Below are 15,887 nucleotides of genomic sequence, written 5' to 3' on the forward strand. Positions count from 1 at the left end.
AAATTCTGCACCTTGCTACAGGGAGAAGGTCAAGGCTTATTTTCTGTGATGTTACCCAGTACCAGTTGTGCCCAAATGGCACAATGTGAGCAGGGATCGCCAGTGCTGCAATCTGATAGCTACTCAGTACTTGCTGGAGAAAGGCGTCACACTGGTGACAAACGTGCGTAAGAATATGAAAGCAAAAGCGATGTCGTTGTGGGATAGAGCGATGCTGTCGAGACGTTTCATCATAGAAACCATCAAAAAATATATCCCAAGTAGAGCACTCCAGACACCGCAGCGTGCATGGATTTATGTTCAATATGATAACGGGACTCATCGCCTATCAATTAAAAGACAATAAGCCACAACTGAACCTCACTAACGGGGAGTTTAATGCTATTGCAGTTATGGCTAGTTAAACCGATCTCAGGTTAAATAAGGTCGAGCCAACCCCCTGCCCCGAGCTGTAAAATCAACAATAACGTTTTTTACTACAGCAAACGGCAGCTTGCGAAACATAACATCAGATCGGAATATGGAACATAACCCACTTCAAGCAAGGTAAGTAGGCTGATTGACTCAATAACTAGACCATCCATAGTGCACCTCAATTCGTTATTTTTTAATATTATACGCAGAGATGCGACAGCTTGTGTCATAACTAAAAGGAAGTTTGTACAAGGACTATTATATTATCGCTAGGCAATGAATCTTCGATAACTTGCTGTACAGAAAGTGGTTTAAGTGGCTTGTTGGATGGCGTCATTTATCGCTCATCTACTACTAACATGTGAAGTGGTTAAATGCCGCCGTCAAATACGACAAGCTGATGATTGACATCGGGCGGATGAGTAAGAATAATACGCGGCAGGCTGCAGAGAAGCCTGTCCGCAAAAGATGATATCACTCTGATAAATTAACAGCGTTGCGAATCGATTTCATATCGAACCCACAGCAATCAAATAAGTTTGGCTTAGCGGAATGCCAATAAACTTAGGAGAATTGTTTGTGAAACATGCAACCGCTAACACTTTCAAACCCGCCGGTATCAATGTTGAACCTTCTGACATTGTACCCTTGGCAGCCACCGAAACGCCCTCCCACGGGAAATCTCACTCAGGATCTCAGTCAACTGAGTCCTTAGGTACGTTAGCTATCCCTACTTTGTATTTGCGCTTTGCGTTACCCATGGCATTGGCCATGATGCTCAGCGGCAGCTACAACTTAGTTGACTCTTATTTTATTTTGAAATACATCGGTGCCGATGCATTGGCTGGGGTGACGATTGCCTTCCCGTTACAAATGATGATTTTTGCTTTGGCCTGCATGATAGGAAATGGTACTGCGACCTTAGTAAGCCGATTTTTAGGGGCAAACGAGTTTGATAAGGCGAGTCAAATCGCGAACACTGGTTTTGCGTTAGCCCTAGCTTGCGGCCTGATAGTGACTATCGTGTCGCTCGCCCAGCTTGACAATTTATTGGCATTTCTTGGGATAAGCTCAACACTTGCCTTAGCTGCTACAGAGTATCTACAACCCATTCTCTGCTTTAGTCTATTCACTTTTTTGTTATCTCTTAGCGGCGATTTACTCAGAGCACAAGGCAAAGTCGTGGTTATGCTGCTGGTTATCTTGTTGTCGGCGGTCATGAACATCTTGTTCGATACACTCTTTATTGCCGTTTTAGATATGGGCGTTAGCGGAGCCGCGTGGGCAACGGTGGCGGGTCAATGTGTGAGTCTATTTATTGCAGCCGTCTATTTTGTCCCCAATAACCGTTTTACCAGTAAACAGGCGCTTCATAAGCAAGCTACCCAGCCTATTTATTTTAGAATGGAGCAGATAAAGCTCAACCTCACTGAGATAAAAGCGATTCTTGGCTTGGGTAGCCCAATATTATTATCATATCTTGGGATTGCCTGTGTGATCTCATCGGTAAATCATATTTTAGTCAGTCATTTAGCCAATGTAGCGCCCAATACGCCAGCCGCGAATGAGGTCGCGTACATGATCAGCGCTTATGGTTTGATCGGACGCTTTAATATCTTTATCGCCCTGCCGCTCATGGCACTTACCAGCGCAGCGCAAACGATCAGTGCGTATAACTATGGGGCGATGGCATCTTCTCGGGTGTTAGCTTGTGCTAAATGGGGAATCGTCTTGACCTGCTGTTATCTGAGTTTAGTGACAATTATATTTATGGAGTTTTCTACCTCGGTTTTTGGTATTTTCACCGATGATCCCTTACTCATTGCCGCCTGTATTAAGATTTCGAGTGTGACATTTATCGCTTTACCTTTGGCGGGGATCACAGCTATTGCGATTGCTGTGTATCAAGGCACAAATCGCCCTAAGCTTGCATTGCTATTATCTGGGATAAAAATCTATGGTTTGTTACTGCCCCTGCTGGTCCTGTTACCTCAACTATCCTTTACAGATATTTCATTTATCACAGGCGCATTAAACATTAATATCATGTCAAACGCTTTGATTGAGTTGTGGATGGCCTTTCCAATCGCGGACATCTTAGCTTGTCTCTTGAGTTTATTGATCATCAGTATTTGGCCTTTCATTCACGTGCCGCGAGCAAATCAAGTCAGTCATGGAGGTAATGCAAAATGAAGTTAGCCAAGATGAAAGACTCAAGCGCCATCGCATTAAATGAAACCAAAATACGCGCTAAAAAGCTGCTCAAGGCTTGTCAGCAGGATGAGCTGCCAGCCAAGCAAAGAGTCGCGACCTTAATGGCGAAGTTGGGCATCTTACACTCAGATCTCCAGCTTAAGCATTGCCAACAAGTGATTACACGTGAGCTAGGGTTTATCGATTTTCATCATTGCCAGCGAGTCCTGTCGGGTCAAGCCATACTTGGGGATGATTGGGGAAGTTTATTCCATACTAAACAATGCGACACATTACTCAATCATTGGTTTACTGGCTATTTAGCCGCGCGTGATTTTAATGCGCAAGTTGAGGACACATTGCTACTCCCCTACAAGAAGCAGTTTTTTGTGGTGGAGCGGCAGGATTACTGCAATGTGCTGAATTTGCAGATAATTTTGCAACCAGTGGATAACACTGGCGAACCGACAACACTCCAGGATCTGGTGAGCAGCTATGCTAATGCAGATTGGCATTCCTTTGCTCTTGCCATGGTCCAACACAAACTCCCCAAAGTGTAATGATGGCTGAGATTGTTAGTGCATCATGTTGAATAAGGAAATCTAGAGTTTAATAATACAAGCAAAGTCATCATTGCTGATGGCTTTGCTTGTGAAATATGGCTGAAACACTGCGTTTCGGATCAGAAACGCAAGGCTAAAATAGCTAAAATGCAAAAAGCCGCTAATTGCTTAGCGGCTTTTTGACTAAATATGGCGGAGGAGCAGGGATTTGAACCCTGGGTGGGCTATAAACCCACGCCGGTTTTCAAGACCGGTGCATTAAACCACTCTGCCACCCCTCCGAACGAGGCGCATAATATAAGTAAGTCTGTTGACTGTAAAGCACTAACTCTCAATTATGCGCCGATTGTTGCTATTACACTCAATCCGCTGGATTTTGCTTCACATCGGACATTATGCCTACCCGTGCGGGATCTGGCTTAGTGAAATGTTTGGCAAAGTCGCCCCACTCTTGTTGACTCTTAAGTATATAGCCGACCACAACTAAAATAGCGCAACATAGGATACCCCAACCAATCGCCACTTCACCAAGACTTGCCCACATAGCGACTAAACTTGATGCACCAAAGGCAATGCTGATCTGTAAGAAGTTCTGTAATCCTGCGGCTTTAGCAGCATTCTGACTAAACTGCTGTAGCGCACTGTTAACGACTATTGGGTAAATAGCGCCATTAGCTGCGGCCAAAATCGAGAACGAAATAAGCAGTGGGAAAATCGTGCTCGCGGGATAAATCAGCGTGAACATGATGATCGAAATAACGCAGGCTGCGAAAACTGACAACAAGATATTGAGTGTTTGATGCCCGCCAATGCGTTTTATCAGTAACTTACTCGCATAACCACCGACAATAAACATGATGGTTTGCGGGATAAAACTTAACCCAATTTCAGTCGCTTGATAACCGTGCATTTCCATCACAATCGGCCACACAGTTAAGTAGGCAAAGAAAGCACCGGAACAGGCACCGAAGATCACGACGTTGCCTAAATAGCGGGTGTTTTTCAAAATTTGCCCATAAGATACAGCAACATGTTCACTGTGTTTATGTTGACTCTTGCCTGGAACAAAGTACAAGGTCATCAATACCAGCAGAAAAGCGATAACACACAAGGAGATAAAGATTGCACGCCAGCCTAATTCGTTCAGAATATAAGCGCCAAGGATCGGTGCTAATGCAGGCGATAATGCAACCAATGGCATAATGTTGCTGAAAATACCTTGGGCTTTATCGGCATCATATTGTTCTACCACAATAGCTTGCCAAATAACCCCTGCGCTACAGGCGCCAATGGCTTGGAAGAAGCGCGCGGTATTGAGCATTAATATAGAATCACTGTTGGCAATAAACACGCTAGCAATGGCAAATAAAACAAGGCCAAAGATCAGTGCCCAACGTTTGCCGATTTTATTGACTAACGGGCCGTAAAGCAGCTGACCTAAGGCAAGACCCGCAAGGAAACAGGTCAGTGACATCGCCACCTGTGATGGTGTGCTGTCAAATGAGCCTTCAATTGCTTTGAAAGCAGGCAAATACATGTCAGTGGCAATAAAGCCAAGCATGCTCAACATGGCTAAATAGAATAGAAACATAAAGAACTTTATGTTTACAAAGGTGTTACTAGACGTTTTCATAAAATAATCGGGTCGGATTGACTAAAGTGTGCAGTCTAAAGACTTGTTAAATTTATTGGAAACGTTTATTTTTGACTTGTGATATCAATTATTTTCATTGGAACGGACGTCAGCTATGCTCTCAGAACAAGCGCTAGAACTCATTGATATTGTGGCTCGTGTAGGTAGTTTCACCGCGGCGGCGAATCGGCTACATAAAGTGCCCTCTGCCGTGAGCTACGCGGTCAAGCAAATAGAAGAAGAACTCGGCGTCATTCTTTTTGAACGGCATCATCGCAGCGTAACGTTAACACCAGCGGGTGAACATTTTGTGAAGCAAGCCAGAACCTTGCTCACGCAGATGGACGAGATGAAACGTGGCACTCAGCGCGTGGCAAATGGTTGGCAACCCACCTTGTCCATAGCCCTTGATAATATCGTCCGTGCCGACAGGATCAGCGTATTAATTGCTGACTTTTATCGACACTTCCATGATATTGAATTAATTATTCGCATTGAGGTCTTTAACGGGGTTTGGGAAGCGCTCGCCACGGGTCGCAGTGATATTGCTATTGGTGCGACAACCGCAATTCCAGTCGGTGGTGTTTACCAATATAAAGACATGGGGGATATTGAGTGGGCGTTTCTTGTTAGTAAAAATCATCCCTTGGCCAGTATTGACCGCCCATTAAGTGACGATGAGCTGCGCCCTTTTCCCTCGATTTGTTTAGAAGATACTTCTCGGGAAATTCCAAAACGTATGACTTGGTTGCTAGAGAATCAACGCAGGTTAGTCGTACCTGATTGGATCCGTGCCATTAACTGTTTCCGCGAAGGTTTAGGCGTCGGTTATATGCCAGTGCATTTAGCGAGCGTGTTTATTAAGGCGGGTGCGCTTGTTGAAAAACAACTGGAAAATCCAAAGCAGACAAGCCCTTGTTGCTTGGCGTGGAATGCTGACAAGATGTCGCCTGCACTCGCTTGGGTGCTGGAATATCTTGGCGATACTGAAAAATTGCACAAAGAGTGGCTGGCTTAAGCTTGGTTTAAACTCAATATGCTGATCTAGTCATTGAAATCAGCATTGAGTGTGATTGTGTACCGTCTGCTTATGTACAGACTAAATTTTTACCTTCATAGTGGATGAAGACGCAGATACAAGAATCTTATTTTTTTGCTTTGCAGTTAAAGTTGAAATAAATAATTGAGTAAAATTTTGAAGATTAACAATTTGTTATTCATGGTTCTATGACTTTCACCCGTATCTCATGTACGGTATCATTGCACCAGTTAAGTTCATTTTAGGATTTTACGGGAACTTAGTGTGCTGTAAAAAATCAAAATGATCAGTTTGGAAATGTGTCAACGGAGATCAACATGACCCAAGAAACCTTATATTCGACGAGTGCGTCAACACTGGAAGTGAACAAACTTCTTAAAAACACTTATATGCTGTTATCGATGACATTGGCCTTCTCTGCCCTGTGTGCGGGTTTGGCAATGGCATTAAATATCAGTCCGTTAGTCTCCATTGGTTTATCGATTGGTGGCCTAGTACTGTTGTTTGTCACTTTACGTAAAGCCGAGTCTGCAGCGGGTATCTTCTGGGTGTTTGCCTTTACTGGTATGGAAGGTGCTTCACTGGGCTACATGCTCAATCACTACGCGGGTATGGCAAACGGTCCACAGCTGATCATGCAAGCACTGGGGTTAACGTCAGTAATTTTCGTTGCGTTATCAGCCTATGCCGTGACCACTAAGAAAGATTTCTCTTTCCTACGTGGATTCTTGTTCGCCGGCTTGATTGTGGTGATCGCCGCCGCTGTGATTAATATTTTTATGGGTAACAGTGTTGCCTTTATGGCAATTAACGCGGGCTTGGCGTTACTGATGACCGGTTTTATCCTGTTTGATACTAGCCGTATCGTCAATGGCGGCGAAACTAATTACATTCGCGCGACTATCTCGTTATACCTAGACTTCTTAAACCTCTTCATCGCGCTGTTGCATCTGATGGGCATAGGCAACGATGACTAATCCTAGTTAGCGATTTTTAGCTTAACTTGCGTTAGAATGGCCCTACTTTTAGGGCCATTTTTATTTTAAATGAGCAAATTTATTATCCAAGTGAACGGGCCCGCTTATGGCACGTCGGCGAGTGTTAATGCCTTACGCTTCTCCCAAGCTGCACTTTTAGCTGGGCATCAGATTATCTGTGTGTTTTTTTATCAAGATGGCGTGTATAACTCCACAGATTTAAGCTTACCCGCCTCCGATGAAAACGATGTGATCAGTGACTGGAAACAGCTGGCGCAATCCCATCAGGTCCCGTTAGTCAATTGCGTTTCTGCAGCGCTACGTCGTGGCATTGTGAGTCAGCAAGATGCCAGCGAGAATGGCCTAAGCCACTGGAATGTGGGCGAGTCATTTATCATGGGCGGTTTAGGTGAGCTAATCACAGGTATTGAATCGGCCGATCGTTTGATCAGTTTTTAACTCTCAGGGCTACTATGAAAAAATTGTGTATCCTATTTCGCTGCTCGCCACATGGTACTGTTCGTGGCCGCGAAGGTTTAGATCTTGCCCTGCTTAGCGCTAGCTTCGAACAAGAAGTGAGTTTAGTGTTTGTTGATGAAGGTGTGTTGCATTTGATTAAAGATCAACAGCCTGAGCTTATTGGTGCTAAAGATTACATCTCCACCTTTAAAGCACTGCCGCTGTATGATATTGGCTCTGCATTTGTCTGTAAGCAATCCTTAGCCGATTACGGCTTAAGCCATGGCTTACTGTCGATCCCAGTGACAGTGGTCAACGATGAAGCCATCGCAGCCCATTTAAACCAAGTGGATGAGGTCTTAGTATTCTAATGATTTTACATCATATTCAAACATCTCCCAGTCGAGATAGCGCGCTGAAACTTTGTTTACGTTACGCCTGTAAGGAAGATGCAATTTTATTATCGAGCGATGGCGTTAACGCGTTACTGCTGCGCCAGTGGGCAATGGCATTATCGCCCTTCAAGTTGATGGTCTTAAAAGACGATGTTGTCGCACGTGGCCTATCCGAACGTTTAAAGAACGTGATGCTTATCGATTACAATGAGTTTGTGGCTCAATCATTACTCCATGACAAGGTGATAACGTGGTAAATCCATTGCAATTTAATGGCGCAGAAATCGCCCGTGACCATCAAGGTTATTTAAAAAATCTTAACGATTGGCAACCCGATATGGCCCTGTTGTTAGCGGCAGAAGAGCAAATTGTACTTACGCCAGCCCATTGGGAAGTGATTAACTTTGTTCGAGATTTCTATCTCGAATATAAAACGAGCCCTGCTATCCGTGTATTAGTTAAAGCCATTGGCCAAGCCTTAGGACCAGACAAAGGCAATTCAAAATACTTATATACCCTATTCCCGATTGGACCTGCGAAACAAGCAACGAAAATCGCGGGCCTGCCCAAACCAGCTAAGTGTATTTAATGGCATAGGGTTAAGTCATCACGTAAACATGACACAAACAAAAAGGCATGTTCCCTTGGGAAACATGCCTTTCTTTTTACTTGAACAAAGTTGATAGGGTTATTTGACGTTTTCTAACACAACCCAGATGGCTTTGCCTACGGTGGCGAGCATTACAGCAAAAAATACTGCAATCACAGCGGTATAGGAAAGCCAACGGAGATAGCGCTGGCCTTTATCCATAGTATTATTTTGTGTTCCATTAGCCTATTTGAGTCAAACCGCCCATGTAAGGACGCAGAACTTCAGGGACTGTGATACTGCCATCAGCATTTTGATAGTTTTCTAAAATAGCCACTAAAGTACGACCTACAGCTAAACCTGAGCCGTTTAACGTATGCAATAGCGCAGGCTTATTGTCTGCTTTCACACGGTAACGCGCTTGCATACGACGGGCTTGGAAATCCTTCATGTTTGAGCAAGAAGAAATCTCACGATAGGTATTTTGTGCTGGTAACCAGACTTCGATATCGTAGGTTTTGCTTGAGCCAAAGCCCATATCGCCAGTACATAAAATCACTGTTCGATACGGTAAACCTAAGCGCTGCAATACAGTTTCAGCATGACCTGTCAGCGCTTCAAGTGCCGCCATTGAATCTTCAGGCTTAACAATTTGCACCATTTCAACTTTATCGAATTGGTGCTGACGGATCAGACCACGGGTATCTTTGCCGTATGAGCCCGCTTCGCTGCGGAAACATGCAGTATGCGCAGTTAACTTTATTGGCAGCTCGTCTTCATCAACAATGCTATCGCGAACTAAGTTAGTTAATGGCACTTCTGCGGTTGGGATAAGGCTCAAGCCTTGGCCTTCTTCAGTCGCAGGTTTAGTGTGGAATAAGTCTTCACCAAACTTAGGTAGCTGGCCTGTGCCGAGTAAGCTTGCCTCGTTTACCAGTAATGGCACATAGGCTTCGGTATAACCGTGCTCTGTGGTATGTAAGTCCAACATGAACTGACCAATGGCGCGGTTTAAGCGGGCGACTTGGCCTTTCATCACGATGAAACGTGAGCCAGTAATTTTAACGGCATTTTTAAAATCTAAGCCGTTTAGGCCTTCGCCTAAATCGATATGATCTTTAATCGGGAAATCAAAAGTGCGTGGCGTACCCCAACGTCTCACTTCAATGTTCTCTGTTTCATCGGCACCCATTGGTACTGATTCATCAGGGAGGTTAGGCATAGACATGGCAATGGCATTGACTTCTTCAAGTACGGCGGCCAGTTCAATCTTTTTGGCATCCAACTGTGAACCTAAATCGCCCACTTGCGCCATAATCGCGTCAACATCTTCACCACGGGCTTTAGCTTGGCCAATGGATTTGGAGATGGCATTACGCGACGCTTGTAATTCTTCGGTAACCACTTGCAGTGACTTACGCTTTTCTTCTAATTGAATGAGATGAGCTATGTCTAAAATAAAGCCACGGGTAGCCAGTCGCTCAGCGGTAACTTCTAATTCGTTGCGCAAAAATTTAGGATCTAACATGTGATATATTCTTAATAGTTAAATGCGAGAAAAAACCAGTTGTTGACCTAAGTACACCATGAATAAACATAGACTTAGATTCAACACCACATTCAAAATCGCCTTCAGCCAATCCCCTTCTTGCATCAGCAACAAGGTTTCATTAGAGAAAGTCGAAAACGTTGTCAAAGCACCTAATAGACCGATACCTATAAGCGCTTTGAGTTCAGGGCTGATATGACTCATTTGCCCCAGAGCGTAAATTACGCCCATAAAAAATGAACCTATAACATTAACCAACAGTGTACCAAAAGGAAAACTGCTGCCAAATACTTGGATCATGAATATTGAAATAAGATAGCGTAAAACTGCTCCAATTGACCCGCCGAAAGCCACTAATAAGATGTTAGTCATATCTTTTGTTCTCACTGGCTTGATCTAACTGGACTAATTGCGCCAATTTATCTTTGATCCGTTTCTCGAACCCTCGCTCAGTCGGAAAATAAAACTGTGCTGTTTGCAGGGATTCGGGGAAATAATTTTCACCACTGGCATAGGCATTGGCTTCATCGTGGGCATATCGATACCCAGCTCCCATGCCGATGTCTTTCATTAACTGAGTCGGTGCATTGCGTAAATGGTGCGGCACTTCGACTTGCCCTGTTTCGCGAGCTAACGCACGCGCCGCCTTAAATGCGGTATACACAGCGTTGCTCTTCGGCGCACTGGCAAGATAAACAATGGCTTGTGCTATTGCTCTCTCACCTTCGGCGGGGCCAACACGGTGAAAACAATCCCAGGCATTCAGTGCGATTGTCATCGCCGCAGGATCGGCATTGCCCACATCTTCAGAGGCAATCGCCAGTAAGCGCCTTGCCACGTAAAGCGGATCGCCACCGCCTTCTAATATTCGACAAAACCAATACAACGCGGCATCGGGTGCTGAGCCGCGAATGGATTTATGTACAGCCGAGATTAAATCGTAAAACTGATCACCGTTCTTATCAAAACCAGCAACTTGGTGCCCCGCCACTTGAATTAACATTTCAGTGGTAAAGGTGCCACCGTCGATGAGCATATCACTCATCAACTCAATAAGATTTAACGCTTTACGGGCATCACCATCACAAAGTTGTGCCAATGTGGTGAGCACATCGGTTGGCATTACAAATTGTCGTAGGCCTAAACCGCGCTCGGTATCGTTTAAGGCTTGAGTCACTATATGGCCGATTTCATCATGGCTTAAGCGCTTGATAAGATAGACTCTTGCCCGCGAGAGTAAGGCATTGTTGATTTCAAAAGACGGATTTTCTGTGGTCGCGCCGATAAAGATCACTGTGCCATCTTCAATAAATGGCAGAAAGGCATCCTGCTGGCTCTTATTGAATCGGTGGACTTCATCGACAAACAATAGAGTACGTTGGCCACGGGATTCTGCAACGGCTTTTGCTTGCTCAATCGCGGCGCGAATGTCCTTAACGCCAGAGGTGACCGCTGAAATGCGTTCAACGTGAGCATTTGAATAATGTGCGATTAATTCAGCTAAGGTTGTTTTACCTGTGCCCGGCGGTCCCCACAACATCATGGAATGGGCGCGCCCTGCTTCCAATGCTTTGCGTAGTGGTTGGCCATCACCCAGTAAATGGGCTTGACCTATGTACTCGCCAATCGTTCTTGGGCGCATGCGCGCGGCCAAGGGACGAAAGTCGGGCGCAAAATTAAACGATAAACTGCTCACGCGATAGCCTAATGCGCTGCTTTACGACGTTGATCATCAACATCGACGCTGTCTGGGATCACAAAGGTGAACAAGGCTTTGTCTTTATTTGTGATGGCTTGCTGATTGCTTAAATCAAACAGGCTTAAATTACCTTTATCATCGGCAACATTAAAGTTGACTAACTGGGCATTTTTGAAACACACATTGACGGACAATATGCCCGAATCAATCGCCTTAGGTTTGATCTCATAGCAATCTTGTTTCTTGGACACTGAATACTGTGACCAAGTCGCATCGTCGCGGTGGACGAGCAATGCGATGGGTGATGCATTGATTGCTTCAGCAAAATCCATGATGACCACCTCTTCGGCGAAAGGATTGTAGATCCACAAATCTTTACCATCAGCGACAATCTGTGATTCATCGGGCTGGGTTAAATGCCAATAAAATTGATTCGGATACGCTAAGGCAAAAATGCCAGACCCCGTTTGAATAACCTTTTTATTGACATCTGTTACGGTTTGTTTGAAATCGGCTTTTAGTGACGCGGTACCAATCAATTTCTCCCTAAGCTGCTGCGCATCATCGGCAAACACAGCCGCGCTAAATAGCAAAGGTGAAGCTAACAACACAGCGCATAATCGTTTTTTCATTTTATTCCTTACCCTGTAAAACCCTTGGGTGTATCAAAGCTACGCCTTAGCGCGGCTTAATAATGTTTTGGTGCTGGCGGCGCTAAGACTTCACGGTTACCGTTGTGGCCTTGAGCAGAAACAATACCTTGTGCTTCCATCTGTTCAATAATGCGGGCTGCACGGTTATAACCAATCTTAAATTTACGCTGTACGCTTGAAATTGAGCCGCGACGAGTTTCTGTAACAAAGGCAACTGCTTCATCGTATAACGGATCGTATTCTTCGTCTGATTCAGCGGTTTCACCAGGCAATAATACTTGTTCACCATCACTGGCACCGTTGAGGATTTCTTCGATATATTGCGGTTTGCCACGGGCGCACCAATCGGCAACGACACGGTGAACTTCATGATCATCAACGAACGCACCATGAACACGATTCGGTACCGCAGTACCCGGTGGCAAAAATAACATGTCACCCATACCAAGCAAGGTTTCGGCACCCTGTTGGTCTAAAATGGTGCGCGAATCGATACGCGATGACACTTGGAACGCCATACGTGTGGGAATGTTGGCCTTAATCAAACCAGTGATCACATCCACTGACGGTCTTTGGGTTGCAAGAATTAAATGTATGCCTGCGGCACGCGCTTTTTGGGCAATACGGGCAATCAACTCTTCAACTTTTTTACCAACAATCATCATCATGTCAGCAAATTCATCGACCACGACAACAATCGATGGCAGCTTATCTAACGCAGGCGCTTCTGGCTCCATGCTGTCAGAAGACTTCCACATAGGATCTAAAATCACTTCGCCATTGGCCTTCGCCTCGGCAATTTTAGCGTTATAGCCCTTGATGTTACGTACGCCCATCATAGACATCAGCTTGTAGCGACGTTCCATCTCGCCGACACACCAACGCAGCGCATTGGCAGCTTCTTTCATGTCGGTAACTACCTCACATAGCAAATGCGGAATACCTTCATAGACAGACAATTCCAACATTTTGGGGTCGATCATGATAAAGCGTACATCTTCTGGGCCAGACTTATACAGTAAGCTGGTGATCATCACGTTTACACCCACAGACTTACCAGAGCCTGTAGTACCGGCTACCAATAAATGTGGCATTTTACCAAGATCAACAACAACAGGGTCACCAGCAATATCTTGGCCTAACACCATAGTTAAGTTGGATTTACTCTCAGTAAAGGCGGCACAATCTAACACATCGCGCATAAACACGGTTTCGCGGAATTTATTGGGCAATTCGAGTCCTACATAAGCCTTGCCCGGAATAACTTCAACCACACGCACGCTTTCAGCCAGTAATGAACGAGCTAAATCCTTTGATAGATTAGAGATTTTTGACGCTTTAACGCCCGGCGCTAATTCTAATTCAAAACGTGTGATCACAGGACCTGGATACACACCCACCACATTGGCGATGATGTTGAAATCGGCCAACTTAAGCTCAACAAGGCGGGCTACTTGATCCAATTCCTCTGGGCTGATGGGATTCTTCTTACGGTCAGGTATGTCGAGCAAGTTAATACTCGGCAGAGGATCCATCGGTTTTTTCGGTGCGGGTTTGTCTTCTTGTCCTGGCAATACCACAATGCCATCGACAATTTTAGCTTTTTGATCTTGCTTATTACGCTGCGCTTGATTCAGTGCACCTGTTGACACTTTAGTATCAAAATCAATGATGTCATCATCGCTAAAACCTAGACTTTCATCGTCTTCATCTTCTGTAAATGCTTGACTGCTAAACACTGGCTCATTGTCATCATGATCTAATGAATGCGAATTAAAATCGGCACTGTCTTGCTCATCGGTATTTGAATGCTGAGGTTCAGCTAGCCAAGGTGGCGCTTCAAAATTGCCATGGGCGGCCAAATCATCATTATCGATTTGTGGCTCAACCCGTTGTGCACTCTTACTTTTACTGCTATTCAAGCTCAGAATTTTTGCAAGCGCCGATAGTTTGTTTTTTGGCGACGAATTATTCTCAGTTTCAGTAATAATACCTTCTGGTTCAATGACCATATCATCAGTGGCAGCATATAGCGTTGGGGTTATCTCAGCTCTACGACCAATATGACGCTCACGCACCTTAGGCTTTTCAACTATGGGGGGCTTTTCTAGCACATATTGGGATTCACGGCGCTGTTTAAACTTATCCACCACGGACATAAAACCACGGGTATCCTCGGTTTCATGCTCACGCTTCATCGCTTGCGGCAATAATTTTAACTTTTTATAAATCCAAATAGAGACTAAGCCGATTTTCTCGACGACAGTCAGCCAGCTAATCCCAGTCAACAGCGTAAAGCCTGAGCCCAAGAAACACAGCAGTAATAAGGTAGTGCCGAGTTTATTAAAATACGGCAACATGGCTTGGCCTATGACATCACCCGCCACTCCGCCTGCCGAAAACTCGTAGATGTTGTTGGCATTCATGCTCGCCAAAGCAGAAAATCCCAGAATGATCAGTAAAAATCCAATCAATCTCAGGGCCACTGAAAAGTAATCAACTTCAAGTAAATGATGGGCACGTTTGAACAATAACCAACCCGTCGATGCGACAATGATTGGCATGATATAAGCCGTAACGCCGAAGAAATATAACAGAATATCGGCAATCCAAGCCCCTACTGCTCCGGTCCAGTTTTTAATATCGCCTTGAAAATGCGACTGACTCCAACCAGGATCAGACGGACTAAAACTCGTCAATGCGAGCAAAATATAAGTGGCAAGAACACAACAAATGATGAGTCCGCCTTCCAGCAGACGTTGCAGGCCAGTGAGCGTGCGTACACTATTTCCTTGAGACAAACGACGTAATCCATAAAAGTGAAAACAGGTGGGGTAACGATACCAGAATCCCACTAAATGTGGAGCACATTAGCCTGTTTTTCTATACAGAATTGGTCATGATTGGCAAAATTTGGTCTATTGAGGTGTTTTAGTGTGCTTTTGGGGAGGAATGAGTTATTACACAAACACTTCCGTTAACAAGTTTGCTTAAAAATGCCACAAAAAGAAGCCCCTAAGTTCGTAAACTTAAGGGCAATACAAGGCGAATAGCAATAGGCGTAAAATGAAATGAATATATCGACGTTACTGATAAATAAGGGGCCTAAGCCCCTTATTGTAAAACCAAACAATCAGGGTAATTTAGATATCTGAGAGTAGATGATTTATCGCTACACGACTGGTGTGCTTAACTTCTTCCATCACAACATAAGTACGCGTGTCGGAAACAGAAGGTAATTTCAATAAAGTTTCACCTAACAAGCGACGGTAAGCCGACATATCTGAAACACGAGTTTTCAGTAAGTAGTCAAAATCGCCTGAAACCAGATGACATTCTTGAATATCATCGAGTAGTTGCACTGCACGGTTAAACTTATCAAACACTTCGGGAGTATCACGGCTTAATGTGATTTCCACGAATACCAGTAGGGATGCACCCAAGAAATGAGGATTCACCAATGCGGTATAGCCATTGATGTAACCTTGCTTTTCGAGACGTTTTACTCTTTCTAAACACGGAGTTGGACTTAGTCCGACTCTTTTTGACAATTCCACATTTGAAATGCGGCCATCAAGTTGTAGTTCATTAAGAATGTTGCGATCGATGCGATCCAAGTCTTTTACAGGACTCTTTTTATTATATGCCATTTATTTAACCTTGCTTTATCACTAAAACAACATTTTATTCTACGTATGCCGAAAGTTCAGCAGCATAAACTGCG

General features: G+C 44.5%; 16 protein-coding genes, 1 tRNA gene and 1 pseudogene. 9 read left to right on the top strand and 9 right to left on the bottom strand.

Annotation, left to right across the window (positions count from 1 at the left end; translation table 11 throughout):
* Positions 1-130: 130 nt before the first annotated feature.
* The 3 genes and pseudogenes from L5M40_RS00950 to L5M40_RS00960 form a co-directional block, all read left to right on the top strand.
* A pseudogene (locus L5M40_RS00950) lies at positions 131-404 on the top strand (transposase); the annotation flags it as partial.
* A 589-nt stretch (positions 405-993) separates the two neighbouring features.
* Positions 994-2,607 (top strand): MATE family efflux transporter, encoded by a 1,614-nt coding sequence (locus L5M40_RS00955; protein WP_263177176.1) that lies wholly within the window; start codon positions 994-996, stop codon positions 2,605-2,607.
* Entirely contained in the window at positions 2,604-3,167 is a 564-nt protein-coding gene (locus L5M40_RS00960) for a hypothetical protein (protein WP_263177175.1), read from the top strand. The genes L5M40_RS00955 and L5M40_RS00960 overlap by 4 nt, the downstream gene beginning before the upstream one ends.
* Positions 3,168-3,360: 193 nt before the next feature.
* Here L5M40_RS00960 and L5M40_RS00965 read toward each other — a convergent pair.
* Both L5M40_RS00965 and punC read right to left on the bottom strand, forming a co-directional pair.
* Positions 3,361-3,451: transfer RNA gene (locus L5M40_RS00965), tRNA-Ser, on the bottom strand.
* 80 nt (positions 3,452-3,531) lie between these two features.
* Entirely contained in the window at positions 3,532-4,803 is a 1,272-nt protein-coding gene (gene punC / locus L5M40_RS00970; protein WP_219250788.1) for a purine nucleoside transporter PunC, read from the bottom strand.
* A 115-nt stretch (positions 4,804-4,918) separates the two neighbouring features.
* On the opposite strand from punC, the gene punR reads away from it, so the two are divergent.
* From punR to L5M40_RS01000, 6 genes are all read left to right on the top strand, one after another.
* Entirely contained in the window at positions 4,919-5,821 is a 903-nt protein-coding gene (gene punR / locus L5M40_RS00975) for a DNA-binding transcriptional activator PunR (RefSeq protein ID WP_028759950.1), read from the top strand.
* A gap of 338 nt (positions 5,822-6,159) precedes the next feature.
* Positions 6,160-6,819 carry a Bax inhibitor-1/YccA family protein gene (locus tag L5M40_RS00980; protein WP_028759949.1) on the top strand — a complete coding sequence of 220 codons (660 nt, stop codon included), beginning with the start codon at positions 6,160-6,162 and terminating at the stop codon, positions 6,817-6,819.
* A gap of 69 nt (positions 6,820-6,888) precedes the next feature.
* A complete protein-coding gene (tusD, locus tag L5M40_RS00985; RefSeq protein ID WP_028759948.1) occupies positions 6,889-7,278 on the top strand; it encodes a sulfurtransferase complex subunit TusD in 390 nt (129 codons plus the stop codon).
* Positions 7,279-7,292: 14 nt separating this feature from the next.
* Positions 7,293-7,649, top strand: coding sequence for a sulfurtransferase complex subunit TusC (gene tusC, locus L5M40_RS00990; RefSeq protein ID WP_263177173.1), 357 nt, complete (start codon positions 7,293-7,295; stop codon positions 7,647-7,649).
* The gene (tusB, locus tag L5M40_RS00995) at positions 7,649-7,930 is read left to right on the top strand and encodes a sulfurtransferase complex subunit TusB (protein ID WP_105252497.1); all 282 of its coding nucleotides are present in this window, start codon (positions 7,649-7,651) and stop codon (positions 7,928-7,930) included. The genes tusC and tusB overlap by 1 nt, the downstream gene beginning before the upstream one ends.
* The gene (locus L5M40_RS01000) at positions 7,924-8,262 is read left to right on the top strand and encodes a TusE/DsrC/DsvC family sulfur relay protein (RefSeq protein ID WP_105252498.1); all 339 of its coding nucleotides are present in this window, start codon (positions 7,924-7,926) and stop codon (positions 8,260-8,262) included. Before tusB ends, L5M40_RS01000 begins: the two co-directional genes overlap by 7 nt.
* 99 nt (positions 8,263-8,361) lie before the next feature.
* Here the strand turns inward: L5M40_RS01000 and L5M40_RS01005 are convergent, their stop codons facing one another.
* From L5M40_RS01005 to lrp, 7 genes are all read right to left on the bottom strand, one after another.
* The gene (locus L5M40_RS01005) at positions 8,362-8,484 is read right to left on the bottom strand and encodes a hypothetical protein (RefSeq protein ID WP_028759944.1); all 123 of its coding nucleotides are present in this window, start codon (positions 8,482-8,484) and stop codon (positions 8,362-8,364) included.
* 19 nt (positions 8,485-8,503) lie between these two features.
* Positions 8,504-9,790 (bottom strand): serine--tRNA ligase, encoded by a 1,287-nt coding sequence (gene serS / locus L5M40_RS01010; protein ID WP_263177171.1) that lies wholly within the window; start codon positions 9,788-9,790, stop codon positions 8,504-8,506.
* Between the two features lie 18 nt (positions 9,791-9,808).
* Positions 9,809-10,183: a fluoride efflux transporter CrcB gene (gene crcB, locus L5M40_RS01015; protein WP_028759942.1), complete on the bottom strand. Its 375-nt coding sequence runs from the start codon at positions 10,181-10,183 to the stop codon at positions 9,809-9,811.
* The gene (locus L5M40_RS01020; RefSeq protein ID WP_263177170.1) at positions 10,176-11,507 is read right to left on the bottom strand and encodes a replication-associated recombination protein A; all 1,332 of its coding nucleotides are present in this window, start codon (positions 11,505-11,507) and stop codon (positions 10,176-10,178) included. Before L5M40_RS01020 ends, crcB begins: the two co-directional genes overlap by 8 nt.
* Positions 11,508-11,515: 8 nt before the next feature.
* On the bottom strand, positions 11,516-12,142 hold the full coding sequence (lolA, locus tag L5M40_RS01025; protein ID WP_028759940.1) for an outer membrane lipoprotein chaperone LolA: 627 nt from the start codon (positions 12,140-12,142) through the stop codon (positions 11,516-11,518).
* 56 nt (positions 12,143-12,198) lie between these two features.
* Positions 12,199-14,964, bottom strand: a complete 2,766-nt coding sequence (locus L5M40_RS01030) for a DNA translocase FtsK (protein WP_263256179.1) — start codon at positions 14,962-14,964, stop codon at positions 12,199-12,201.
* Between the two features lie 342 nt (positions 14,965-15,306).
* A complete protein-coding gene (gene lrp / locus L5M40_RS01035; RefSeq protein ID WP_006081649.1) occupies positions 15,307-15,813 on the bottom strand; it encodes a leucine-responsive transcriptional regulator Lrp in 507 nt (168 codons plus the stop codon).
* Positions 15,814-15,887 lie beyond the last annotated feature (74 nt).

Origin of the sequence: Shewanella sp. SM68 (genome assembly GCF_025653925.1) — a bacterium.
Classification (GTDB): Bacteria; Pseudomonadota; Gammaproteobacteria; order Enterobacterales; family Shewanellaceae; genus Shewanella; species Shewanella oncorhynchi.